The sequence below is a fragment of the Streptomyces sp. NPDC060002 genome (assembly GCF_042737245.1).
Lineage (GTDB): Bacteria > Actinomycetota > Actinomycetes > Streptomycetales > Streptomycetaceae > Streptomyces.
This window is the reverse complement of the sequence record NZ_JBHWUW010000011.1, coordinates 15,971-40,223: the sequence shown is the minus strand read 5'-3', so window position 1 is coordinate 40,223 and position 24,253 is coordinate 15,971. Positions and strand designations below refer to the sequence as shown.

Below are 24,253 nucleotides of genomic sequence, written 5' to 3'. Positions count from 1 at the left end.
GGACCGCGCCGTACTGCGTCTGGGCCGCGTCCCCGGTGAAGGTGCCGGACGCCTGCGCGCTGCCGGAGCCCTGGGAGGACCCGGACCCGGACCCGGCGCTCGCGTTCGCCTTGTCGATCGCCGACTGGAGGGACTTCTTGTAGCCCTCGCTGGTGTACGTCGCGCCCGACACCGTGTCGATGTCCGGGCTCTGCTTGGCGACCACGTCGGCGTTGAGCTTGGGGACGGCGAGTGCGGTCTTCTGGTCGCTGGTGCCGCCCTTCGGCGCCTGCACGGCCTCGGACTTGGTGATCTTGTTGTTGACGACGGTGATCCGGACCTGCACAGCCCCGTACTGCGTCTGCGCCGCGTCACCGGTCATCGTCCCCGACACGACCGCCCCGGATCCGCCCTGGGCCGCTTCCTGCGCCGCCGCGCCCGCGCCGGCCGCCTGGGCCGCGCCCGGGTCGGACGACGGCTTCAGCGACAGCAGCAGCACGATCCCGGACACGGTGGCGGCGGTGGCGAGTACGACGCGCCGAAGAGGGTGGCTCTTCCTCATCTCTTCCTGAGCTCCTGATTCCCGTTGGTGGCGAGGTTCCCGTGAGTACGGGTCGCTCACATCTCGAACGACTCGTGGTGGATGCGGCGGGCGGGGACCCCGGCGCCGCGCAGTGCCTCGTACACCCCTTGGGCGAAGCCGTTGGGTCCGCACATGAAGACGTCGTGGCTGTCGATGTCGGGGATCTTCCGCTGGAGGGACTCCGCCGAGATGTCGGGGCGCTCCCCGTCGGGGCTGTTGACGGCGTACATCAGCCGCGCCCCACGCTCGTCGGCGATCTTCGCCAGCTCGTCCCACAGCGCCAGATCCTGGGTGCTGTTGGCCCGGTAGAGGAGGGTGATGTCACCGGCCCCGCCCGGCAGCGTCTCGAACAGCGCGCGCATCGGCGTGATACCGACTCCGCCGGCCACCAGCAGCACCTTGCCGCGGCTGCGCCGGGACGCCGTCATCGCACCGTACGGGCCCTCGGCCCACACCTTCGTGCCGGGCTGCAGCTCACGCAGGGCCGCGCTGTGGTCGCCGATCGCCTTGACGGTGATCCGCAGGAGGTCCGGACGGGGGGCCGCCGACAGCGAGTACGGGTGGGAGCTGAACCGCATCCCCGGCGCCATGAACCGCCACCGGAAGAACTGCCCGGCCTCCGCGCCCATCCGGTGCAGCTTGCGCCCGCCGATCAGCACCGACACGATGCCCGGCGTCTCCTCGATGACCGCCTCGACGCGCAGCCGGTGCCGCAGGTTCAGCCGGACCGGAACGATGACGCGGTACCAGACGACCAGCGCGGTGACCGACCCGTACAGCGCGTACCAGACGGTCTTGGCGGTCGGCTCGATCGCGAAGTCGTTGCCGGAGGTGATCTGGTGCCAGAACGTCAGGAACACGGCCGCGTACGTCATCAGATGGATGTGGTACCAGGTGTCGTACGGCATCCGGCGGCGCACCGGTCCGATCGACACCAGCCCGATGAGCAGGAACAGACCGGTGCCGATCGCCGCCTTGCCCATGTCCGGAAGCTGATTGATGGAGTCGATCGTCTGCTGGACGATGTCCCCCAGCGTCTTGCCGGCCTGGAGCGCGTACCCCCACATGATCAGGAACACATGCGCGAAGACCAGGCAGAGCGTGTACCGGCCGCTCATGGCGTGCCAGCGCGCGACCCGGTCCGAGCCCACCCGCCGCTCCAGCGCGGGCACCCGTGCCATCTGAAGCACCACGAGCGCCATCAGGTACCCGGCGAGCAGCCCGGTGATCCGTCCCGCGTTGAGGATCTTGCTGTTGTCGTCCGCGATGTTCGGCGTGTTGGCCCACCACAGCCACAGCACACCCGCCGCGCCCGCCCATACGGCGAGCAGCAACGGGACGGCCGGGGAGCGGCGCGGGCGGATGCGGCGCATCGTCTGGCGGCGGGCGGCGCGGCCGCCGGCGATCGTCGTGGTCACTGTTCCTCCGTGGATACGGACCCTTGGCCCTCAGATACGGGCCACGGTGGCGGAGTGTTCAGCGCACCACGGAGACCGTCACCGGACGCGACCACCGGTAATCGTCGCGAGGCGGCTCAGTAGCGGGTGATCGCCGTCCGGCCGTCCGTCGTGCCGATCGCGATGTGCGGGCGCCGCCACGGTCGGGCCCACGACAGGAGACGCCGCATCGCCTCCGCCGATACCGACACGCAACCGGCCGTCGCCCCGCGCCCGTTGACGTGCAGGAAGATCCCCGCCCCGCGGCCGCGCACCGGTCTGTCGTAGTTGAACCCGATGACCAGCGCGTACGCGTACTGCGCCCGGTACGTGACCAGGTGCTCGGATTCGGCCGCGCGGCAGTCCGCGGGAGGCGGCTCGGTCCACCGGTTGTAGGCGCGCGACTTGTTGTCCTGGCACCACCAGGAACCCTGGCGCACCGGCCGGTAGGCGTACGACGTCCCGCGCGGGGCCGGCTGGATGCCGAAGGCGTAGGGGAGGCCGTACAGACCCGTCGGCGTCGTGTTCGTGCCCTGCCGGCGCGCGGCGCCCTCGACCAGGCCCTTCGCTCCGAACCGGGCCGGCGTGGAACCGGCCGGCGTCCACCGGCCGCTGCGCAGGTCCCACCAGGTGAGCGTGCCCGAGGTGGAACCGGCCCTCGGGGCCACGGCGGTGATCAGCTGGGTGCCGCCGCCCGTGTCGGCCATCCGCGCGGGCAGCGGCGGGGCGGCCCCGGTGTCCGCAGCGGCACCGAGCAGGCCGAGGGACGCGCAGACGAGGGCGGTGGCGACGAAGCGAGGGCGCATGATCAGACGCTAAGCGGGGGCGGCGGCAATGGCAGGCCGGGTGGGCCGACCGTGCGGGGTGCCGGCCCGCCCGCGCTCGACCAGCTGCTGTCCCGTGGCGAGCCGCAGCATCGCGGGATGCCCTCGCCGACGACGTAGAACGTGGAGCGGACATGACGTTCGCTCTGTGGTTCGCGTGCGGGCCGGAGCATGTATCCCCCATGTGTTCACGCCCTGCGCGAGAGCGCGCAGGGCGTGAGCCACGTCAGGGGACGAGCACGGCCGAAGGGCGAAGTCCGTCAGATACCCCGAGGAGCCCACATGTTGACTGTCTGCGCAGACGGCACATGCATGTCAGATCGGACTCAGGGGCAACGGCAGTCCGGGCAGTCCGTCCATGCTCGTGGCGATGTGCTCCTTCTTCGCGAAGTAGGCGCTGAGCGACTCGTCGTCCTCCCGTGCGAACCGCTTGGCATGCAGCTCGCGCTCCTCGTCGTACGTCATGAAGGGCACCGCGTAGCCACAGGTGTCCCGCACGAGGTCGGCGTGCACGACGATGATCGCGCGCAGCCCGTGCGGGGTCGGGTCCAGGTCGCCGAAGCGGTCGAGGAGCTCGTGGAACCGGGGGTCGTCGCGGAAGACCGGTTCGCCGCGGCCGTGCACCCGCACGATGTTCGGCGGCCCCTGGAAGGCGCACCACATCAGCGTGATCCGGCCGTTCTCCCGCAGGTGCGCGATGGTCTCCGCGTTGGAGCCGGCGAAGTCGAGGTAGGCCACGGTGTGCTCGTCGAGGACGGCGAACGAGCCCTTGAGGCCCTTGGGGGAGAGGTTCACCGTGCCGTCGCCGGCCAGGGGGGCGGTCGCGGTGAAGAAGAGGGGCTGCTCCTCGATGAACGTGCGGAGTCTTCCGTCGATGCGCTCGTAAGTCTTTCCCATGTCTAACGATTATCCGGGAAAGCCTTTCGCGTGTCTAAGGAAATGTGGGATGCGGTGCGTGGGGCGTGTGGGTACGCCACAGTGGCCGCCCCGGCCGGCGCTTCCCGGGGCGACCACTGTGCCTGTCACGTCACTTGTTCAACGTGCAGGCGGCCAGGGCGTCGAGGCCCTGCGGCTTGGTGCCCTTGCGGCCGATCGAGATGGCGATGCGGTCGATCGTGGACACCCGCTTGTCCGCCAGCGGGCCGAGGATCGCGTTCTGCACGAAGTTGGCGCCACCCTGGCCGACCGTGTTCTGGAGGCGGGTGTTGGCCTCGTTGATCTGCGTCTGGAGCAGGGTCAGGTTCCGGTCCACCTCGGCCTGTGCGGAGGCGGGGATCGCCGGGAGCTGCGAGGCGACGTCCGGGCAGCTGATGGTGCCCACGCCGGCCGCGTCGCCGCCGGTGTCGTCGCCCGTCTCCGCCGCGCCGTCGTTCGCTCCCTCGGCGGCGGTCTCCTCCGCGCCGGGGGTGGCCTCGGCCTCGTCGCCCGCGGCGGCGTCCTCGCCGGTGTCCGCGATGCCGCCCGCGTCGAGGGCGCACGGCGCGAGCGCGTCGAGGCCCTGCGGCTTGGTGCCCTGGCGGCCGATCGAGATGGCGATGCGGTCGATCGTGGAGACCCGCTTGCCCTCCAGCGGGCCGAGGATCGCGTTCTGCACGAAGTTCGCCCCGCCCTGGCCCACGGTGTCGACCAGCCGCTTGTTGGCCTCCGCGATCTGCGTCTGGAGCAGAGCCAGGTTGCGGTCGACCTCGGCCTGCGCGGAGGCGGGGATCGCGGGAAGCTGGGAGGCCACGTCCGGGCACGAGATGGTGCCGGGGCTGGCGAGCGTCTTGGCGTCGGTCGAGCCGCTGGTCTTGGACGACTCCCCGGCAAGGGCGGAGTTGACGACGACCGCGCCGGACAGTGCCAGAGCGGCGGCCGCGCCGATGACCACCACGCGACGCTTGTTGTACTTCGGAAGAGCCCTGGACATGCGGATGCCTCACTTGGGTCAGGAGTGGGTGTACAAACACGGCGCCGGCGTTCAGTCGTGAGTACGGGTAAGCGGTTGCTGTCGTTCAAACTCCTTTCGAAAAATTCTCGGGATCCGGAACCGGGCGGCCACCCGGAGTTGAATTGACGAATCATGCATAGCACTGCATACTCATGCATGACGTTGAGCGCAGTGGTGAGGAGCAACGCAAGTGAGCAGCAACAGCGGTGACGTAAGGCTCTGGGGCGGTCGTTTCGCCGACGGTCCCGCCGAGGCCCTGGCGAAGCTGTCCGCCTCCGTCCACTTCGACTGGCGCCTCGCGCCCTACGACATCGCCGGTTCGCGTGCCCACGCGCGCGTGCTGCACAAGGCGGGCCTGCTCACCGAGGACGAGCTGACCCGGATGATTGCGGGCCTCGACCGGCTGGAGGCGGACGTCGCCGACGGTTCCTTCGTGGGCACCATCGCCGACGAGGACGTCCACACCGCCCTGGAGCGCGGCCTCCTGGAGCGCCTCGGCGCCGACCTGGGCGGCAAGCTGCGCGCGGGCCGCTCCCGCAACGACCAGGTCGCCACCCTCTTCCGGATGTACCTGCGCGACCACGCCCGGATCATCGGCGGCCTGATCGCCGAGCTCCAGGACGCCCTGATCGGCCTGGCGGAGGCCCACCCGGACGTGGCGATGCCCGGCCGCACCCACCTCCAGCACGCCCAGCCGGTGCTCTTCGCCCACCATGTCCTCGCGCATGTGCAGTCGCTGTCCCGGGACGCGGAGCGTCTGCGCCAGTGGGACGAGCGCACCGCCGTGTCGCCGTACGGCTCCGGCGCCCTGGCGGGTTCCTCCCTCGGCCTGGACCCGGAGGCGGTGGCGAAGGACCTCGGCTTCGAGCACGGCAGCGTCGGCAACTCCATCGACGGCACCGCGTCCCGCGACTTCGTCGCCGAGTTCGCCTTCATCACCGCGATGATCGGCGTGAACCTCTCGCGGATCTCCGAGGAGATCATCATCTGGAACACGAAGGAGTTCTCCTTCGTGACGCTGCACGACGCGTTCTCCACGGGCTCGTCGATCATGCCGCAGAAGAAGAACCCCGACATCGCGGAGCTGGCGCGCGGCAAGTCGGGCCGCCTGATCGGCAACCTGACCGGCCTCATGGCGACCCTCAAGGCCCTCCCGCTCGCGTACAACCGTGACCTCCAGGAGGACAAGGAGCCGGTCTTCGACTCCTGCGACCAGCTCGAGGTCCTGCTTCCCGCCTTCACCGGCATGGTCGCCACCCTCACCGTCCACCGCGAGCGCATGGAGGAGCTGGCCCCGGCCGGGTTCTCGCTCGCCACCGACATCGCCGAGTGGCTGGTCAAGCAGGGTGTGCCGTTCCGGGTCGCGCACGAGGTCGCCGGCAGTTGCGTCAAGGTCGCCGAAGCCGACGGCAAGGAGCTCGACGGCCTCACCGACGAGCAGTTCGCGAAGATCTCCGCCCACCTCACCCCCGAGGTGCGCTCGGTCCTCAACGTCCCCGGCGCCCTCGCCTCCCGCGACGGCCGCGGCGGTACGGCGCCCAGCGCGGTGGCGATCCAACTGGCAGAGGTGAAGCAGAACGTGGCGGCCCAGCACGAGTGGGCAACGGCCAAAGACAAGCGCTGAGGGCAGGGTCCTGGGGAGCGCGGGGAACTGCGCGACAAGCCACGCACGACCCGCACCCGCCACGAGCCGCACCTCCCGAGCTCCGAGGCGCCCCGCATTCACCGAAGGTCACGACGGACTACGTTGGTCGGAAGCCGTACCGCAGCCGACCAACGGAGCCCGCGATGCCCTTCGCCCGACTGGCCACCGCCACGACCCCCACCTGCCACCTCGGACTGGGCCTCGCCGCAGTCGGCCGCCCCGGTTACATCAACCTCGGCCGGGAAACCGACCTCGGAGCGGACCGCAGCGTCGAATCGCTGCGCACCCGCACCCATGAACTGCTCGACGCCGCCTACGCCCAGGGCGTCCGCTACTTCGACGCGGCCCGCTCCTACGGCCGTTCCGAGGAGTTCCTCGCCGGCTGGCTGAAGGCCAGGCCCGAGGTGGACGACATCGTGGTGGGCAGCAAGTGGGGATACACCTACACCGCCGACTGGACCACGGACGCCGACCGGCACGAGGTCAAGGACCATGGGCTCCCGACGTACGAACGTCAGCGCGCCGAGACGGCGCAACTGCTCGGCGACCGGCTCGACCTCTACCAGATCCACTCGGTGACCCCGGACAGTCCCGCCCTCACCGACAAGGAACTCCACGCGAAGCTGGCCGAGTCCGCCGCGCGGGGCCTCACGGTCGGGTTCTCCACCAGCGGCCCCGCCCAGGCCGACGCCATCCGCGCCGCCCTCGCCGTGACGGTCGACGGCGAGCCCCTCTTCCGTACCGTCCAGTCGACGTACAACGCGCTCGAGCCCTCGGCCGGCCCCGCCCTCGCCGAGGCCCATGACGCCGGGCTCACGGTGATCGTGAAGGAGGGCATGGCCAACGGGCGCCTCGCGCAGCCGCACGCGCCGGACGCTCTGCGGTCCGTGGCGGCACAGACGTCGCTCGGCTGCGACGCGGTCGCCCTCGCGCTGATCCTGCGGCAGCCCTGGGCCGGCGTCGTCCTCTCCGGCGCGGCCACCGCCGCCCAGCTCGCCTCCAACCTGCACGCGGCGGTCGTGGACCTCGACGACGACCAGGTGGACCGGCTGGCCGGGCTGGCGGAGGAGCCGCGGGCGTACTGGGAGCGGCGCGGCAGCCTGCCCTGGCACTGAGGCGTCCGCCGGACCGTCGGCCACCAGCAGCGGGCACGCCTGGGTGATCCACGTACCCTCGGGGTGAGACATCACTGTCTCACTTGCGCTACTCTTGTCTCATGGCTGTCGATCGTGATCAAGTGCTGCGCGGTGCCGCGGCCCTGCTGACCCGCAAATCCACGGCGACGATGGACGAGGTCGCGAAGGCGGCCGGGATCAGCCGGGCCACCCTGCACCGTCACTTCGCCGGCCGTGACGCGCTGGTGCGGGCCCTGGAGGCCCTCGGTATCGCGGAGTGCGAGACCGCCCTGGACGCGGCGCGGCTGGACGAGGAGCCCGCGCGCGACGCCGTACGCCGGCTCGTCCGGGAGATCGAACCGGCCGCCGGCCTGCTCGCCTTCCTCTACACCGAGAACCAGTTGTTCGAGGGTGAGGAGCAGAACGAGGGCTGGACCCGGATCGACGACCTGATCTCGGACCTGTTCCGGCGCGGACAGCTGAGCGGCGAGTTCCGCATCGACCTCACGCCCGCCTGGCTCACCGAGGCGCTGTACGGCCTGCTGGCCTCCGGCGCCTGGATGGTGCAGAGCGGCAAGGGCGCCCCCAAGGACTTCCAGCACATGATCGCCGAGTTGCTGCTCGGCGGCGTGCTGAGGCCTCCCGCGCCGCAGAACCCCTGACCGCGGAACCCGGCACCACGGAACCCGGCACCACAGAACCCGCACGACACAGCCCCGCACCACAGAACCCCGCACCACAGAGAGAGGAATCATGACCAGCACCCTGCGGCCGGCGACCACGACCGGGGCGGTGAAGCGCCCGGACCGTTGGCTCGCGCTCTCCGTCCTCGTGCTCGCCGTGCTGCTGGTGGCCGTCGACGCGACCGTCCTCGGCCTGGCGACCCCGTACATCAGCGAGGACCTCGAGCCCTCCGGCACCCAGCTCCTCTGGATCGGCGACGTCTACTCCTTCGTCATCGCCGGTCTGCTCGTCTCGATGGGCAGCCTCGGCGACCGCGTCGGCCGCAAGCGGATCCTGCTCGTGGGCGCCACCGCGTTCGGGCTGATATCGGTCCTCAACGCCTACGCGACGACCCCGGAGACGATGATCGCGGCCCGGGCCCTGCTCGGTGTCGCCGGCGCGACCCTGATGCCCGCCACCCTCGCCCTGATCCGCAACCTCTTCCACGACCCGCGCGAGCGCAGCCTCGCGGTCGGCATCTGGGGTGCGACCGCCTCCGCGGGCACCGCGGTCGGCCCCGTCGTGGGCGGCTTCCTCCTCGAACACTTCTGGTGGGGCTCGGTCTTCCTCATCAACCTGCCCGTGATGGTCGTCCTGGTCGTCGTCGGCATCCGGACGCTCCCCGAGTCCCGCACCCCGAACCCCGGCCCGTGGGACCTGCCCAGCGTGCTGCTGTCCCTGGTCGGCATGATCGGCGTCGTCTACGCCGTCAAGGAGGCCGCCACACACGGTCTCACCGGGGTCTCGCTCGGCACGGGCCTGCTCGGCGCGGCCGCGCTGTACGGCTTCGTCCGCCGCCAGCTGACCCTGCCGGCCCCCCTGCTGGACATGCGCCTGTTCCGCAACCGCGGCTTCAGCGGCGCCGTCCTCGCCGACCTGCTGACCATCCTGGGCCTGTCCGGCCTGGTGTTCTTCCTCTCCCAGTACCTCCAGCTCGTCCAGGGCCGGCGCCCGTTCGAGGCCGGTCTGGCCGAACTGCCCGCCGCCGTCGGCGCGGTGGTGGCCGGCCTGCTCGCGGGCCGAGCGGCCCGCCGCTTCTCGGTACGGGCCGTGGTCTCCGGCGGCCTCGCGGCGATCGGCCTGGCGCTGGCAGCGCTGACGCTCATCGACCGGAACACCGGCTACCCGATGCTGGGAGCCGCCCTCCTGGTCGTCGGCGTGGGCGCCGGCCTCTCCTTCACGGTGACGTCGGACGTCATTCTGAGCTCCGTACCGAAGGACCAGGCGGGCGCCGCTTCCGCGGTCTCCGAGACGGCGTACGAACTGGGCGCCGCCCTGGGCATCGCCGTACTCGGCTCGATCGTGACGGGCGTCTACCGCGACTTCACCGCCCCCGCGGGCACTCCTGCGGGCGCCCACGAGTCACTGGGCGGCGCGGTGGAGGCGGCGGGGCACATGCAGACGTCCGCGGCCGAGGAGATGCTGTCGTCGGCCCGAGAGGCGTTCGTGGACGGCCTGACCGTGGCGGTCGCAGTGGGCGCGGCAGTCCTGCTGGCAACGGCGGTGGCGGCATGGCTCATGCTGCGAAACGAGCGGCTGGACAGCCAACCTTAGGGGCGCGGGGAACTGCGCGAGCAGCCACAACGCACCCGCACCCGACGTACAGCGCACCCGCACCCGAGGCAACGCTCCCTCCGGAGGCAAGGCTCCCGCCTGAGGCAACGCCCCCCGCCTGAGGCAACGCTCCCGCCGGAGGCGCTACGCGGCTTTCGCCTTGGTGGCGTACATGTCCACGTACTCCTGCCCCGACAACCGCATGACCTCGGTCATCACCGAGTCCGTCACGGCCCGCAGCACATACCGGTCCCGGTCCATCCCGTCGTACCGGGAGAACTCCATCGCCTCGCCGAACCGGACGGTGACCCGACCCGGCCGGGGCATCCCCGCCCCGCCCGGCTGCAACTTGTCCGTGCCGATCATCGCGAAGGGAACGACCGGCGCCCCGGTCATCAGCGTCAGCCGCGCGATACCGGTCCGACCCCGGTACAGCCGGCCGTCGGGCGACCGAGTGCCCTCGGGGTAGATGCCGAAGACCTTCCCCTCCTCCAGCACGCGTCGCCCGGTCATCAGCGCCGCCACGCCGCCGCGGCCGCCGTCGCGGTCCACCGGGATCATGCCGACCCCGGTGAAGAACCAGGCCATGAACCGGCCCTTGAGGCTCTTGCCGGTGACGTACTCGTCCTTGCCGATGAAGAAGACCTGCCGGTCGCACACGAGCGGCAGGATCATCGAGTCGATGAACGTGAGGTGGTTGCCTGCCAGGATGACGGGGCCGTCGCCAGGGATGTGCTCCGCGCCCTCGACCCGGGTGCGGAACATCAGGCGCATGACCGGTCCGAGTACTGCCTTGATGAGCACGAAGCGGGACAACGAGCCCTCCGATGTCAAGGGAAAAGGGTATGAGTCTGTGCAGGTGAGGACGATACTCGGGGCGCCGGGGGTGACGCACATCGGGTCACCCAGGTCTTACGCATTGTTGACGTACGTTTACCTGTACGGCGGTATCGTCGCCTGCTCGTCATCTGCCCGGAACGAAGCGAACTACCGCACGGAACCGGCCGGATGGCCGTACGGCACATGCCATCCGCCGTCACCCGCGTGTTGGGACCGAGGTCTCCCGACGGTCATGTCCACGCCCCTACCATCGGGCCGCACGGATGAGCCGACGGCAGGAGACCCCTCATGGGAACGCAGGGCAAGCAGGAGTCGAACGAGCGGGCGAGCGCGGGCGGAACCGGACGGCGGGCGCTTCTCGGCGCCGCCGTGCTCGGTGCCACCGGAACGGTCCTCGGTCTGTCGGGCACCGCGAGAGCCGCCGAGTCGTCCCGCTCCGGAAAGGGCCTGAAGAGCCTGCCCGTGCCGACGGTCATCGGTCACCGCGGCGCCAGCGGCTACCGGCCGGAGCACACCTTCGGCTCGTACCAGCTCGCCCTCGACCTTGGCGCCGACATCGTCGAGGCGGGGGACCTCGTCCCCACCCGGGACGGTCACCTGGTGTGCCGTCACGAGCCGGAGATCGGCGGCACCACCGACGTCGCCGACCATCCGGAGTTCGCCGCCCGCAGGACCACGAAGGTCCTCGACGGCGTCTCCACGACCGGCTGGTTCACCGAGGACTTCACCCTCGCCGAGCTGAAGACCCTGCGCGCGATCGAGCGCATCCCGGCCAACCGCCCGCACAACACGCTCTACAACGGCCGCTGGGAGATCCCCACCTTCGAGGAAGTCCTGAAGTGGCAGGACGAGCAGACCCGCAAGCGCGGCAAGCAGGTCTGGATCTACCCCGAGACCAAGCACCCCACCTACTTCCGCAAGCTGGGCCTGGGCCTGGAGGAGCGGGTCGCCAAGCTGCTCCACAAGTACGGCAAGGACCGGAAGAACTCGCCGGTCATCGTGCAGTCCTTCGAGCCCACCAGCATCCAGCGCCTGAACAAGCTGATCGACAACCCCCTCGTGGTGCTGCTGTCCGGCGCGAGCTCGCGCCCCTGGGACTTCGTCGAGACGGGCGACCCGCGCACGGTCGCCGACCTGGTCACCCGGGCGGGCCTCAGGGAGATCGCCGGCTACGCCCAGGGCATCGGCCCGACCCTCGACCTGGTGATCCCGAAGGACGCCGCCGGCAACCTCACCACGCCGACCACGCTGGTGAAGGACGCCCACGCGGTCGGCCTGGTGCTGCACCCGTACACCATGCGCAACGAGAACCCCTTCCTGCCCACGAGCTTCCGCAAGGGCACGGACGCGGACGCCTACGGTGACTCCTTCGGCGCGTTCCGCACCTACTTCGCGACCGGCATCGACGGTGTCTTCACGGACAACCCGGACACCGCACTGCTGGCCCGCGCGGACTTCGTCAACGGCTGAGTCCCCGTTGGAGTGACAGTCGGCCGCCCCGGCAACCAGCCGCCCGGGCGGCCGCATCGTGTGGCACATGACGCACGACCTGCTCACCACCCTGCACCCGCTCCTGACCGCGGAGGCCTCCGCCGAGGCCCATGGCACCGGAACCGAACCCGGTGACCTGGAACAGGCGGTCTGGCTCCGTCTGCTGGAGCACCTCGCCACCGACGGTCCGCCCCCCGACCCCCAGGGCTGGCTGCGCAGGGCCGTCCGCGCCGAGGTCCGCCGCGCCCGCCGTACGACCCGCCGCGAGCAGCCGTACGAGAGCGACCCCGCCGACGACTTCGACCGCGGCCCCGAGCAGCTCGCGCTCACCGCCGCACGGCACCGCGCCCTGCGCGAGGCCGTGCACCGGCTGCCCGGCCGTTGCTCCCGTCTCCTCCAGGCCCTGCTCTCTCCCCGGGACCTCACCTACCGCGAGATCGCGGGGGAGTTGGGTATCTCACAGGGCAGTCTCGGACCGGAACGTTCCAGATGTCTGGGATGTCTGCGGCGTTTGCTGGCGCCGGAGGTTGCGGCCCGCGAAGTGCGGGGATAGGAGTGAAGGACCACAGGCGATCAGGTGAGCGGGAGGCGTGCGCACATGGGCATGAGCGTGACCATCTCGGTGGCGACCGAGCAGGATGCCGAGCAGATCTTCAGATTGCAGTACCTGTGCTTCCAGAGCGAAGCCGCGCTGTACGCCAACTACCGCATCGCCCCGCTCGTCCAGAGCCTCGACTCGGTCCGGCAGGAACTCGCCGCCGACTGCGTCTTCGTGGCCCGCCTGGGCGACGAGGTGGTCGGCTCCGTACGAGGCAGTCTCACCGAGGACGGCGCCGCCGCCATCGGCAAGCTCTGCGTCCACCCGCGACTGCAGGGCCACGGCATCGGAGCGCGGCTGCTCCGCGCGGCCGAGGCGGCGCTGGCCGAGGAGCGCGGCGCCAAGAAGTTCCGCCTCTTCACCGGCCACCGCAGCGAGGGCAACCTCCGCCTCTACCGCCGGGTCGGCTACGAGACGGTCGGCACCTCGCAGGGCACCGACGGTGTGCCGATGATCGTCCTGGAGAAGCAGGCCGGGGAGTACGCGGCTACCGCTTAGCAGCAGCCGTACGGGACTTCCGCAGCCAGTACAGGGCGGACAGCGGCAGCAGCACGGGGATGAACACGTACCCCATCCCGTACTTCGACCACACGGTCGAGTCCGGGAAGGCCGACGGCTCGACCAGGGTCCAGGTGCCGACGATCAGCACCCCCGCCAGCTCGGCGGCGCAGCACACCTGCGCCGCTCTGCGGGCTGTCTCGCCGCCCCGCACCAGCGAGTACGTGATGAATCCGTACACCACGCCCGCCACGGCCGACAGCGCGTAGGCCAGCGGCGCCCGGTCGAACTCGGTCGCGATCTGGTACGCCGACCGCGACACGGCCCCGACGACCATCACGCCGTAGAACCACACCAGCAGCATGCCGGGCCCGCTGATGAGCCGGTCCGGCTTGTCGTCCACCGCCGCCATCTCAGCCTCCCCAGATGTCGTAGAGCCGCACTTCGAGCACGGCGAGCACCACACCGCCCGCGGCTGCCGTCACCGAACCCCAGCGGGTCCGCTCGGACAGCGACATGAACCCCACCGCCGGAACGCACGCGACCGCTCCGAGCAGATACGCCACGAAGATCGCCGTCCCCTGCTCCGGCTTCTCGCCCCGCGCCAGCTGGACGATCCCGACCACCAGCTGGATCACGGCCAGCAGGGAGACCACGGCCATCCCGATGAAATGCCAGTCCTTCGTCGGCTGGTCGCGATAGGCGGCCCAGCCGCACCAGGCGGCGAGCAGCAACGCGGCGACGCCGGTCACCAGCGTCAGGGCATCAAGCATGCAGTGACCTTATTACGGCGTATCAGGCATCCCGCGATCGGCCCCGGGCCCCGGCACGGAGTCCGGACCGAGCCCGGGCCCGGGCCCGGGCACCGTGCCCGGCGCCGTGGGCCCCGGCGTCCGGCGACCGTGGCGTTGGCCACAGCCCGGCAGGCCGACGAGTTCGGCGCCGGCCATGCCACGAAGGGGCGGTCCGCCGTGTCGGCGCTGGTCACGGACGGGGGAGCGGAGAGTCGCTTACGCGGCCGGGGCGGACCCGTGCACCGTCCACGGCTGTCCGGCATGCGGACGGCGGGGTCTTGGTCAGGACCGTACGTCTGCTTTACTGATGCTCATGACCACTACGAGCAGCCGCACCCTTGCGACCGAGGCGACCATGACGCCCGGTGCTCGTTGTATGTGTCGAATGTGCGCCTTCTAGAGGGCCCCCGCACCACCCCCGAGCTCGCGCCCCGAAGCGAGACGCCGTGGCATGTCCGTGCGCCGCAAGTCCGCCGTACATGACGTAGCCGCGCCCCGCGCACATGTTTCTCCCCGGTTCCCCGCCACAGCGAGAGCCGTGTCGCGTCCCTGACAGCCTGCACCCGTGCGCCCGGGCACACCCACGCCCGCGCACTCGACAGTGACGGAAATCCACGTGATCACCACCACGGGCCTCACCAAGGTCTACCGCTCGCGCGGCCGTGAGGTCACCGCCCTCGACGGCGTCGATCTCCACGTCCGCGAAGGCGAGGTGTACGGCGTCATCGGCCAGTCCGGCGCCGGCAAGTCCTCGCTCATCCGCTGCGTCAACCTCCTCGAGCGTCCCACCGCCGGCACGGTCACCGTCGCCGGACAGGACCTCACCGCCCTCGCCGGGCGCGGACCCCGCGCCGGCAAGGAGCTGAGGCAGGCGCGCAGCCGGATCGGCATGGTCTTCCAGCACTTCAACCTGCTGTCCTCACGGACCGTGCAGGACAACGTCGAACTGCCCCTGGAGATCCTCGGCGTCTCGGGACAGGAACGTTCCCGCAAGGCGCTGGAGCTGCTCGACCTGGTCGGTCTCGCCGACAAGGCGAAGTCCTTCCCGGCCCAGCTCTCCGGCGGTCAGAAGCAGCGCGTCGGCATCGCCCGCGCGCTCGCCGGCGACCCCAAGGTGCTCCTCTCCGACGAGGCCACCAGCGCGCTCGACCCGGAGACCACCCGCTCCATCCTCCAGCTGCTGCGCGACCTGAACCGCCAGCTGGGCCTGACCGTCCTGCTCATCACCCACGAGATGGACGTGGTGAAGTCGATCTGCGACTCCGCCGCGCTGATGGAGAACGGCCGGGTCGTCGAGTCCGGCACGGTCGGCGAGCTGCTCGGGACCCCCGGCTCCGAACTGGCCGGCGCGCTCTTCCCGGTCGGCGGCGAGGCCACCGGCGAGGACCGCACGGTCGTCGACGTCACCTTCCACGGCGAGGCCGCCACCCGGCCCGTCATCTCCCAGCTGTCGCGCACCTACAACATCGACATCTCGATCCTCGGCGCCGCCATCGACACCGTCGGCGGGCTCCAGGTCGGCCGGATGCGCATCGAACTGCCCGGCCGCTACGAGGACAACGTCGTGCCGATCGGCTTCCTGCGCGAACAGGGCCTCCAGATCGACATCGTGGACAACGCGGCCCAGGAGCCCGTTCCGCTGAAGGGCGGTGCCAAGTGACCTGGTCCGAGATGCAGCCCCTGCTGTCCCAGGCGTGTTGGGACACCCTCTACATGGTCGGCTGGTCCACGCTCATCGCCGTCGTCGGCGGCCTCCCGCTCGGCGTCCTGCTGGTCCTGACCGACCGCGGCGGCCTGTTGCAGAACCTCGTCGCCAACCGGGTGATCGGGCAGGTCGTGAACATCGCCCGCTCGCTGCCGTTCATCATCCTGATGGTCGCGCTGATGAACTTCACCCGCACGATCACCGGGACGACCATCGGCCGCGAGGCCGCGATCGTGCCGCTCGCCATCGGGGCCATCCCGTTCTTCGCCCGCCTGGTCGAGACGGCCGTCCGCGAAGTGGACGGCGGACTCGTCGAGGCCGTGCAGGCGATGGGCGGCAACACCTGGACGATCGTGCGCAAGGTCCTCGTGCCGGAGTCCCTGCCCTCGCTCATCGCGAGCACCACGACCACGATCGTGGCCCTGATCGGCTACTCCGCCATGGCCGGCACGGTCGGCGCCGGCGGCCTCGGCGACATCGCCATCCGCTACGGCTACCAGCGCTTCGAGACCGAGCTGATGTGGATCACGGTGGCGATCCTCGCCGTCGTCATCTCGCTCATCCAGTTCGCCGGCGACTACGCGGCCCGCTCGCTGCACCGCCGCGGCGGCAGCTCGGGCTCCGCGCCGAAGCTCCGCCTCCTGAAGGCCAAGGAGCCGGCCGCCGCGGACATCAGCAAGGTCGCCTGAGCCCTCCCAGGGCCGTTACCACAGATCCCCCGCACACCCCACGCGGGTCGCCACATCCTCAGGAAAGGCACTTTTCGTGCGTAACACCACCAAGCTCACCACCGCAGTCCTCGCCGTCGGCGCCCTCACCCTGGGGCTCACCGCCTGCGGCTCGGACAAGGACTCCGCCTCCGACACCAGCGGTCCGCTGGTCGTCGCCGCGAGCCCGACCCCGCACGCCGAGATCCTGAACTTCGTCAAGGACAACCTGGCGAAGAAGGCGGGACTCGACCTGGAGGTCAAGGAGTTCACCGACTACGTCACGCCGAACACGGCGACGGAGGACGGCTCGGTGGGCGCCAACTACTTCCAGAACCAGCCGTACCTCGACGACTTCAACAAGAAGAACGGCACCCACATCGTGCCCGTCGTCACGGTCCACCTGGAGCCGCTCGGCCTCTACTCCCACAAGGTCAAGAGCGCCGACGCCCTGAAGAGCGGCGCGACGGTCGCCGTCCCGAACGACAGCGTCAACGAGGCCCGCGCGCTCAAACTGCTCGCCGCGAACAAGCTGATCACCCTCAAGGACGGCGTGGGCAACGACGCGACCCCCGCGGACATCACCGAGAACCCGAAGAAGCTCAAGTTCAAGGAGCTGGAGGCGGCCCAGACCCCGCGCTCCCTGGACGACGTGGACGCCGCCGTCATCAACGGCAACTACGCCATCGAGGCCGACCTGAAGCCCGCGTCGGACGCCCTCGTCCTGGAGTCCGCCACGGACAACCCGTACGGCAACTTCCTCGCCGTCAAGGACGGCAACGAGGACGACCCGCGGGTGAAGAAGCTGGCCAAGCTCCTCACCTCCGCCGAGGTCAAGAAGTTCATCGAGGACAAGTACGACGGCTCCGTCATCGCCTCGTTCTGAACACCTCGACCGGCCGGGGGGCCGGCAGGTGCGCCCGGGGTCCACTCCCTCGCCTGGTGTGGACCCCGGGTGTGGTTCCGTGCTCACATGCTGCATGCTGGGCAGTTCAGCGGACCCTGACGGGGCGGCAGGTCGCACCCCGAAGTCTCGAAGGTTACGGAGCGGCGCATGACGAGCACCTTCCCCAACATCTCCATCAGCACGGAGCGGTTGGTGCTGCGTCCCCTCGACGAGGACGACGTGCCCGCCCTGGCCGACATGATGAACGACGAGCAGGTCGCGGCCTGGACGGCCGTGCCCCAGCCCTACGACCAGGCGGCCGCCCGCCGCTGGATCACCGTTCACGCGCCCACCGAACGCACCGAGGGCCGCGGCCTCGACCTCGCCGTCACCGAGTTCCTCACCCAGCGCCTGGTCGGCGTCATCCAGCTCGCCAAGACCAACTGGCACGTCCGCTCCACCGAACTGTCGTACATCATCGCGCCCTGGGCGCGCGGCGAGGGCTACGCCTCCGAGGCAGCGCTGGCCACCGCCCAATGGCTGGTCCGCGACCAGAGGTTCGAGCGCATCGAGCTGCGCACGGCCGCCGACAACACCGCCTCCCAGCAGGTCGCGCAGAAGATCGGCTGTATCAGCGAGGGCGTGCTGCGCGGCGCCTGCATAGCGCGTGCCCGGGCCGAGGACGGCAGGTGGAACGAGGTGCGCACCGACTACATCGTGTGGAGCCTCCTCCCGGAGGACCTGGAGGGTCCCGGGGAGCACTTCGCGGAGAGCGGCGGTTTCACGTCGTACAGCGACTGGAACTGACCCCCGGGCCGGTGCCGCCCCCGGTGCCGTGACCCGCCGACCAGGTACCCTCACGGAGCCCGCTACCTGCGTGAACCCCGGGGGAGACTGACGACGATGGCCGACCGCGTCACGGTGATCGGATGGGACGGTTCGCCGCTGACCGCCGCGGCCCGCTCCGCCCTGGGTGCCGCCACGCTGGTGGCCGGCGCCCCCCACCACCTGACGCTGCCCGAGGTGCCGCCCTCAGCGGAACGCGTCCGGCTCGGCAGCGTCTCCCTCGCAGCCCGCCGCATCGCGGGCCACCGCGGTACCGCGGTCGTCCTCGCCGACGGCGACCCGGGCTTCTTCGGCGTCGTACGGACCCTGCGCGCACCCGAGTTCGGCCTGGAGGTCGAGGTCGTCCCGGCCGTCTCCGCCGTCGCCGCCGCGTTCGCCCGGGCCGGCATGCCCTGGGACGACGCCCAGGTGGTCGTCGCCCACCGGCGTACCCTGCGCCGCGCCGTGAACGTCTGCCGCGCCCACACCAAGGTCGCCGTCCTCACCTCCCCGGGCGCCGGCCCCGCCGAGCTCGGCCTGCTGATGGAGGGCGTGCACCGTACGTTCGTCGTCTGCGAGGAGCTCGGCACCACCCGCGAACAGATCAGCGTCGTCACCTCCGACAAGGCCGCCGACCACACCTGGCGCGACCCCAACGTCGTCATCGTCATCGGCGGTCCCACCGGGCCGGTCGTCTCCGGGGACAGCGGCTGGATCGCCGGCCGCGACCCGGCCGCCGGCCCGCGCGGCTGGGCCCTGCCCGCCGAGGCGTACGGCGGCGGACTCGGCGAGGGCGAGGCGGAGTTGCTGCGCGCCGCCCAACTCGCCAGGCTCGGCCCGCGCGTCGGCGACCTCGTCTGGGACATCGGCTGCGGCAGCGGCGCCTTCGCGACCGAGGCGGCGCGGGCGGGCGCCGCCGTGATCGCCGTCGACCGGGACCTCGACGCGTGCGCCCGCACCGACAGCTCCGCACGCCGCCACGGCGTCCAGCTCCAGATCGTCCACGGCACCGCCCCGCATGTCCTGGAGAACCTGTCCGAACCCGACGTCGTACGGATCGGCGGCGGGGGAGCGGCCGTGGTCTCCGCCGTCGCCGAGCGCCGTCCGCAGCGCATCGTCACCCACGCCGGGACCCGCGACGCCGCCGAACTCGTGGGCCGTGACCTGACCGAGCACGGCTACCGCGTCGAGTGCTCCCTCGTCCAGTCCGTCGAACTCGACACGCTGGCCTGGACGGAACGGGAACGGAGCGTCGCGTTCCTCCTCACCGGAGAAATCGTCCGGCGCGCATCGCCTCGCTGAGGCCGGCGGACCGGTGAGGGACAAGTGAGGGACACGTGAGGGACCGGTGCCGGACGGGCGACGGCCAGGGCCTTTGCGACCGCCGATCGTGACCCGGTGCGCCCTCCCCGTGATCCTGTTGTCGTACCGCGCGCGGTAGGCTGGCCGATCGTCGTACCGCTTCCGGTCGCCCGATGCTTCGTCGGTCAATGTCCGGAAAACGCATCCCTTTTGGGGTGGGTGTGGTACGGCAGAACCGGAGGGCGCGCAACGTGGCGCAGTCCACAGCGGGGCGTCGCGGATCAAGCTGTCGCGACGCGGCTACGGCCGGGACAATGCCACTGAATGGCTTTGTCGCTTTTTCCGGCGGGTCGTTCGTGCCGCTGGGCGCGGACGCTCGTTCTTCACTACGGGGCGGTCGGTGCGCCGCTCCGGGTGAGCTGGTCGTAGAAGCACTAACCGATGGGCGAGGGGTACGCATGACCGACACCGGCCAGGTCCCGGGCGAGGGGTTGCCGGAGAGCGTAGGCATGGTGGAACAGCCGGGCGCCCCCGCGCACGGTGCGTACACCTACCTCTCCGAGACCACCGCCGAGGACGAAGACCTGTTGCTGCTGCCGGGTGCCCAGAGCGCGTGGGGCAACGAGGTGGCGCCGCCCGCGCCGGAACCGGTGGTCGAGACGGTGCACGAGCCGGGCCCGCACGAGACGGCCGGCCGCGACAGCGGCTCGGTCGACCTCAGCGCCGTCCGCCTCCCCGGCCCGTCGGCGCCCCAGGCGGCCCCGCGCCGCCCCCTGCATCTCGGCCCGCAGATCCCCGACGCCTCCGCGAGCCCGGTCCGCTCCCTCGCCGATCGCGGCCCCGCGGGCGCGCCGGTACGACAGCCCGGCCCGTCCGCGTCCGGCCCCGAGTACCTCGACGTCCCGCACCTGCGCGAGATGCCCCCGCAGGGAGCGTCCCCCTGGGGCGCGGCGCAGCCGCCGGTCGCGCACGGGGCGACAGCTGCGGAAACGGTTGCTCCGGCGACGGTCGCGGCAGCGCAGCAGCGCGAGCCGGTCGGAGTGGCCCAGGCCGTCGTGGCCCGGGTGGCGACCGAGGCGATCGCCGCGACCGCCCCGCAGGAGGCCCAGGAGGCCCAGGAGTCCGTGGTCGTCGGCGGTGAGACGCCCGTGCCCGCGCAGGCCACCGGGGCCTATGGAGTCATCGACCCCGGTGAGCTGCTCGGCGCCGCCATGATGGCGGAGGCGGAGGAGGCACCCGCGGCCGCGGTCACGGAGGTCGGGCAGGACGCGGCCGACGTCCCCCTCTCCGGAGACGACCGGACCCCGGACGTCAGTGCCGTCTCGGCCGTCGACACGCCGGTGGAAGCGGCATCGGCGCCGGCAGCCGCACAGGGCCCCGAGGCCGTGTACGCGGAGCAGCCGGCCGTCGCCGCCGAAGACACCCCGCCGGCCGAACCGGCAGTGGCCCAGGCGCCTGAGGCGACCGAGGCGGCTGAGCCGCTCGAGACGGCTGAAGCGGCAGAGCTTGCCGAGGTGGCGGAGCCCGCCGAGGTTCCTGACGTGAACTCCGTTGCGCAGACCGTCGCTCAGGCGGCCGAGGTCGCGCAGACGAGCCCGGCCGAGGCACCTCGGCAGCAGGAGCCCCAAGAACCTCAAGAGGCCCAGGAGGTCCGAGCGGCTCAAGAGGTCCAAGCGGCTCAAGAGCACGAGGAGCCTCACGCGGACCTCGGTGACACGCCGGCCCAGCCTTATGAGGCGCCCACGGCGGAGGCGGTCCCGGTCGCCGAGTTCGTTTCCGCACCCGCGCCCGTCGCCGCTTCCGAAGTCCCCGTGCCGGATCCCGTCGTGGCCCCGGAACCCACCCCTGCCGAGCCCATCCCCGCGCCCGCGGTCGCTCAGGTCCCCGCGCCCGCGGTGACCGTCGTCCCTGACGTGCCCGAACCGGCGGCGCCGGCCCAGCAACTGCCCGGCCCCGCGGCCGAGGCCGTCGCGCCCGAGGCACCCTCCGTGCCGGACGTCTCCGCCCCCGCCCCCGCGCCCGCCGCCGCTCCCGAGTCCGTCCTGCTCGTCGACGCCTTCGTGGCGTCCGCCGAGATGGCCGCCGCGGCTTCCGTCGAGCCGACAGCCCCGCAGGTGGAACCCGCTCCGGAGCAGGCCGTCCAGCCGACCCAGGACGTCCGGCCGACACCGGAACCGGAGCCGCAGCCGGAGGTGGAGGCCACGGGCGATACCTCCGCCGCGGCCGCCCACATCGCGGCCTCCGCGTCTCACGTCCCGGAAGCGCCCGCTCCCGACCCGACCCCGCAGCCCGAGCCCGAGCCCGAGGTCGCCCCCGAAGCCGCAGCCGAACCCGCGCTCGAGGTCCTGGCCGACCAGCTGGAGCCCGCCCCGGCCGCAACCCTCGCGGAGCAGGAGCAGGAGCAGGAGCAGGAGCAGGAGCCGGAGCTGCAGCCGGAGCTGCAGCCGGAGCTGCCGACGGCGGAGTCGCCGATCGAGGCACCCTCCGCGCCGGCCGCCCCCGAGCCCGTGTCGGTCGCGGTCACCGTGGACGCCACCGCCATCCCGCAGCGTCCACAGCAGGAGCACCCGCACCCGCAGCCCGTCCAGCAGTTGGTGGCCGCCGCTCCCCTGGCTCTCCAGCCGGAGCAGCCGGAGCAGCCGGACCGCACAGCGCCGACGAACCAGCCCGCCGCGGACCAGCCCCTGGGCCACTTCGTCCCGGTCGAGGGCATGGTGCCCACCACCCCGCACCTCGCCCCCACCCCGCCGCACCCCCTCGTGCTCCCCACGCAGGAGCAGGCCGCCGCCCACACGGCGGCGGAGCACCCGATGGCGGAACAGCACCGGGCCGCCGACACCGGAGCCGCCCTTCCCGCCGTCACGGTCCCCGCCCCTCGCGGCGCCGACCCCGCTCCCGCCCCGGCGATCCCGGAGACGGAGCCCGAGACCGGCATCGACCCCGATGTCGCACAGAGCCCGGAGGACCTGGAAACCAGGGCCGCCGACCAGGAAGAGAGCCCGGCCCCAGTGGAAGAAGTTCGAGAGTCCACCGGCCCCGCCGCGCCCGCGTACGACGACGCCGAGCGCGAGGCCGTCCTGAAGGTCATGCGTGAGCGCCGGGACATCCGCAACGGATTCCGCGCCGACCCGATCCCGCACGAGGTGCTGCTGCGTGTCCTGGAGGCCGCCCACACCGCGCCCTCCGTCGGGCACTCGCAGCCCTGGGACTTCGTCGTCATCCGCTCCGCCGACACCCGGCGCGCGATGCACGAGCTGGCGACCCGTCAGCGTGACGCGTACGCGAAGTCGCTGCCGAAGGGCCGCGCGAAGCAGTTCAAGGAACTGAAGATCGAGGCCATCCTCGACACCCCGGTGAACATCGTCGTCACCGCCGACCCGACCCGTGGCGGCCGCCACACCCTCGGCCGTCACACCCAGCCGCAGATGGCGCCGTACTCCTCCGCGCTCGCGGTCGAGAACCTCTGGCTCGCCGCCCGTGCCGAGGGCCTCGGCGTCGGCTGGGTCAGCTTCTTCGACGAGCGCGAGATGGTCCGCGCGCTGGGTCTGCCCGAACACCTCGAGGTGGTCGCCTACCTCTGCGTCGGATACGTCGACGAGTTCCCGGACGAGCCCGAGCTGATGCAGGCCGGCTGGGCCAAGCGCCGGCCGCTGTCGTGGGTCGTCCACGAGGAGACGTACGGCCGTCGCGCGCTGCCCGGCGAGGACCCGCACGACCTGCTCGCCGAGACCGTCGCCAGTGTCCGCCCGCTCGACGCCAAGGCGCTCGGCGAGGCCTGGGAGCGGCAGAAGCGGATGACGAAGCCGCCGGGCTCGCTCGGCATGCTGGAGATCATCTCCGCGCAGCTGTCCGGTCTGTCCCGGCAGTGCCCGCCGCCCATCCCGGAGCCCGCGGCCGTCGCGATCTTCGCCGGCGACCACGGTGTGCACGCGCAGGGGGTCACCCCGTGGCCGCAGGAGGTGACGGCCCAGATGGTCGCCAACTTCCTCGGCGGGGGAGCGGTCTGCAACGCCTTCGCCACTCAAGTGGGCGCGGAGGTCTGCGTGGTGGACGTGGGCGTCGCCGCCGACCTCCCCGCTACCCCCGGCCTCCTGCCCCGCAAGATCCGCGCGGGCACGTCCGACATGACCACCGGTCCCGCGATGACCCGCGACGAGGCCAAGCAGGCCATCGAGGTCGGTATCGAGACCGCCCGCGACCTGGTCGCGGCCGGCAACAAGGCGCTGCTCACGGGCGAGATGGGCATCGCGAACACCACGGCGTCCGCGGCCCTCATCTCGGTCTTCACGGGCGCCGATCCGGCCGAGGTCACCGGCCGCGGCACCGGTATCAACGACGAGACCCTCGCCCGCAAGACCGAGGTCGTGCGCCGCGCCCTGGAGGTCCACCAGCCGGACCCGGCGGACCCCATCGGCGTCCTGGCCGCGATCGGCGGCTTCGAACACGCGGCGATGGTCGGCCTCCTTCTCGGCGGCGCCTCCCTGCGTACGCCCGTGATCCTGGACGGCGTCAGCGCCGGCGCCGCCGCCCTGGTCGCCCGCGCCATCGCCCCCGAGGTCCTCGCGGCCTGCATCGCGGGCCACCGCAGCGCCGAGCCCGGTCATGTGGCCGCCCTGAACAAGCTGGGTCTGCGCCCCCTGGTCGACCTCGACCTCCGCCTCGGCGAGGGAACGGGCGCCCTGCTCGCCCTGCCGCTGGTGCAGAGCACGGCCCGGGCGATGCACGAGGTGGCGACGTTCGATTCGGCGGGGGTCACCGAGAAGTAGGGCCCGTTCCGGGGCCGGCGGGCACGCGCTTGTGCTGCCCCCGGCCCCGCCG

General features: G+C 71.6%; 21 protein-coding genes. 13 read left to right on the top strand and 8 right to left on the bottom strand.

From position 1 onward, the window contains the following. The 5 genes from ACFWBD_RS13065 to ACFWBD_RS13045 all read right to left on the bottom strand — a co-directional run. Positions 1-541, bottom strand: a 541-nt coding sequence (locus ACFWBD_RS13065; RefSeq protein ID WP_385666350.1) for an FMN-binding protein, incomplete at its 3' end; no start/stop codon positions are given. A gap of 56 nt (positions 542-597) precedes the next feature. Continuing rightward, on the bottom strand, positions 598-1,980 hold the full coding sequence (locus tag ACFWBD_RS13060) for a ferric reductase-like transmembrane domain-containing protein (protein ID WP_385666348.1): 1,383 nt from the start codon (positions 1,978-1,980) through the stop codon (positions 598-600). A 116-nt stretch (positions 1,981-2,096) separates the two neighbouring features. Beyond that, positions 2,097-2,804 carry a L,D-transpeptidase gene (locus ACFWBD_RS13055; protein WP_385666346.1) on the bottom strand — a complete coding sequence of 236 codons (708 nt, stop codon included), beginning with the start codon at positions 2,802-2,804 and terminating at the stop codon, positions 2,097-2,099. A gap of 333 nt (positions 2,805-3,137) precedes the next feature. After that, positions 3,138-3,719: a pyridoxamine 5'-phosphate oxidase family protein gene (locus tag ACFWBD_RS13050; protein ID WP_385666344.1), complete on the bottom strand. Its 582-nt coding sequence runs from the start codon at positions 3,717-3,719 to the stop codon at positions 3,138-3,140. A 130-nt stretch (positions 3,720-3,849) separates the two neighbouring features. Next, entirely contained in the window at positions 3,850-4,731 is an 882-nt protein-coding gene (locus ACFWBD_RS13045; RefSeq protein ID WP_385666343.1) for a hypothetical protein, read from the bottom strand. A gap of 211 nt (positions 4,732-4,942) precedes the next feature. Between ACFWBD_RS13045 and argH the strand changes: the two genes are divergently transcribed. From argH to ACFWBD_RS13025, 4 genes are all read left to right on the top strand, one after another. Continuing rightward, positions 4,943-6,376, top strand: coding sequence for an argininosuccinate lyase (gene argH / locus ACFWBD_RS13040; RefSeq protein ID WP_385666341.1), 1,434 nt, complete (start codon positions 4,943-4,945; stop codon positions 6,374-6,376). A 164-nt stretch (positions 6,377-6,540) separates the two neighbouring features. After that, positions 6,541-7,512, top strand: coding sequence for an aldo/keto reductase (locus tag ACFWBD_RS13035; protein WP_385666339.1), 972 nt, complete (start codon positions 6,541-6,543; stop codon positions 7,510-7,512). A gap of 101 nt (positions 7,513-7,613) precedes the next feature. After that, the gene (locus ACFWBD_RS13030) at positions 7,614-8,174 is read left to right on the top strand and encodes a TetR/AcrR family transcriptional regulator (protein ID WP_385666337.1); all 561 of its coding nucleotides are present in this window, start codon (positions 7,614-7,616) and stop codon (positions 8,172-8,174) included. 91 nt (positions 8,175-8,265) lie between these two features. After that, positions 8,266-9,789, top strand: a complete 1,524-nt coding sequence (locus ACFWBD_RS13025) for an MFS transporter (protein WP_385666335.1) — start codon at positions 8,266-8,268, stop codon at positions 9,787-9,789. Positions 9,790-9,933: 144 nt separating this feature from the next. Here the strand turns inward: ACFWBD_RS13025 and ACFWBD_RS13020 are convergent, their stop codons facing one another. Next, the gene (locus tag ACFWBD_RS13020) at positions 9,934-10,605 is read right to left on the bottom strand and encodes a lysophospholipid acyltransferase family protein (protein ID WP_385562572.1); all 672 of its coding nucleotides are present in this window, start codon (positions 10,603-10,605) and stop codon (positions 9,934-9,936) included. A gap of 312 nt (positions 10,606-10,917) precedes the next feature. Here ACFWBD_RS13020 and ACFWBD_RS13015 point away from each other — a divergent pair, with 312 nt between their 5' ends. The 3 genes from ACFWBD_RS13015 to ACFWBD_RS13005 all read left to right on the top strand — a co-directional run bounded on the left by ACFWBD_RS13015 (position 10,918) and on the right by ACFWBD_RS13005 (position 13,216). Further along, a complete protein-coding gene (locus ACFWBD_RS13015) occupies positions 10,918-12,099 on the top strand; it encodes a glycerophosphodiester phosphodiesterase (protein WP_385666333.1) in 1,182 nt (393 codons plus the stop codon). Between the two features lie 67 nt (positions 12,100-12,166). Continuing rightward, positions 12,167-12,673, top strand: a complete 507-nt coding sequence (locus tag ACFWBD_RS13010) for a sigma-70 family RNA polymerase sigma factor (protein WP_385666331.1) — start codon at positions 12,167-12,169, stop codon at positions 12,671-12,673. A 45-nt stretch (positions 12,674-12,718) separates the two neighbouring features. Then, positions 12,719-13,216 carry a GNAT family N-acetyltransferase gene (locus tag ACFWBD_RS13005; protein WP_307167523.1) on the top strand — a complete coding sequence of 166 codons (498 nt, stop codon included), beginning with the start codon at positions 12,719-12,721 and terminating at the stop codon, positions 13,214-13,216. Here ACFWBD_RS13005 and ACFWBD_RS13000 read toward each other — a convergent pair. Further along, on the bottom strand, positions 13,206-13,628 hold the full coding sequence (locus ACFWBD_RS13000) for a hypothetical protein (RefSeq protein ID WP_385666329.1): 423 nt from the start codon (positions 13,626-13,628) through the stop codon (positions 13,206-13,208). The two genes, ACFWBD_RS13005 and ACFWBD_RS13000, sit on opposite strands and share 11 nt — an antisense overlap. A 1-nt stretch (position 13,629) precedes the next feature. Continuing rightward, entirely contained in the window at positions 13,630-13,989 is a 360-nt protein-coding gene (locus ACFWBD_RS12995; protein ID WP_355706511.1) for a hypothetical protein, read from the bottom strand. Between the two features lie 637 nt (positions 13,990-14,626). On the opposite strand from ACFWBD_RS12995, the gene ACFWBD_RS12990 reads away from it, so the two are divergent. From ACFWBD_RS12990 to cobT, 6 genes are all read left to right on the top strand, one after another. Next, positions 14,627-15,670, top strand: coding sequence for a methionine ABC transporter ATP-binding protein (locus tag ACFWBD_RS12990; RefSeq protein ID WP_385666327.1), 1,044 nt, complete (start codon positions 14,627-14,629; stop codon positions 15,668-15,670). After that, positions 15,667-16,404, top strand: coding sequence for a methionine ABC transporter permease (locus ACFWBD_RS12985; protein WP_385666325.1), 738 nt, complete (start codon positions 15,667-15,669; stop codon positions 16,402-16,404). The genes ACFWBD_RS12990 and ACFWBD_RS12985 overlap by 4 nt, the downstream gene beginning before the upstream one ends. 76 nt (positions 16,405-16,480) lie before the next feature. Further along, on the top strand, positions 16,481-17,308 hold the full coding sequence (locus tag ACFWBD_RS12980) for a MetQ/NlpA family ABC transporter substrate-binding protein (RefSeq protein WP_385666324.1): 828 nt from the start codon (positions 16,481-16,483) through the stop codon (positions 17,306-17,308). A gap of 168 nt (positions 17,309-17,476) precedes the next feature. Beyond that, the gene (locus ACFWBD_RS12975) at positions 17,477-18,115 is read left to right on the top strand and encodes a GNAT family N-acetyltransferase (RefSeq protein WP_385666322.1); all 639 of its coding nucleotides are present in this window, start codon (positions 17,477-17,479) and stop codon (positions 18,113-18,115) included. A gap of 96 nt (positions 18,116-18,211) precedes the next feature. Then, positions 18,212-19,435 (top strand): precorrin-6y C5,15-methyltransferase (decarboxylating) subunit CbiE, encoded by a 1,224-nt coding sequence (cbiE, locus tag ACFWBD_RS12970; RefSeq protein ID WP_385666320.1) that lies wholly within the window; start codon positions 18,212-18,214, stop codon positions 19,433-19,435. A 458-nt stretch (positions 19,436-19,893) separates the two neighbouring features. Continuing rightward, positions 19,894-24,201, top strand: coding sequence for a nicotinate-nucleotide--dimethylbenzimidazole phosphoribosyltransferase (gene cobT / locus ACFWBD_RS12965; protein WP_385666318.1), 4,308 nt, complete (start codon positions 19,894-19,896; stop codon positions 24,199-24,201). Positions 24,202-24,253: the final 52 nt, after the last annotated feature.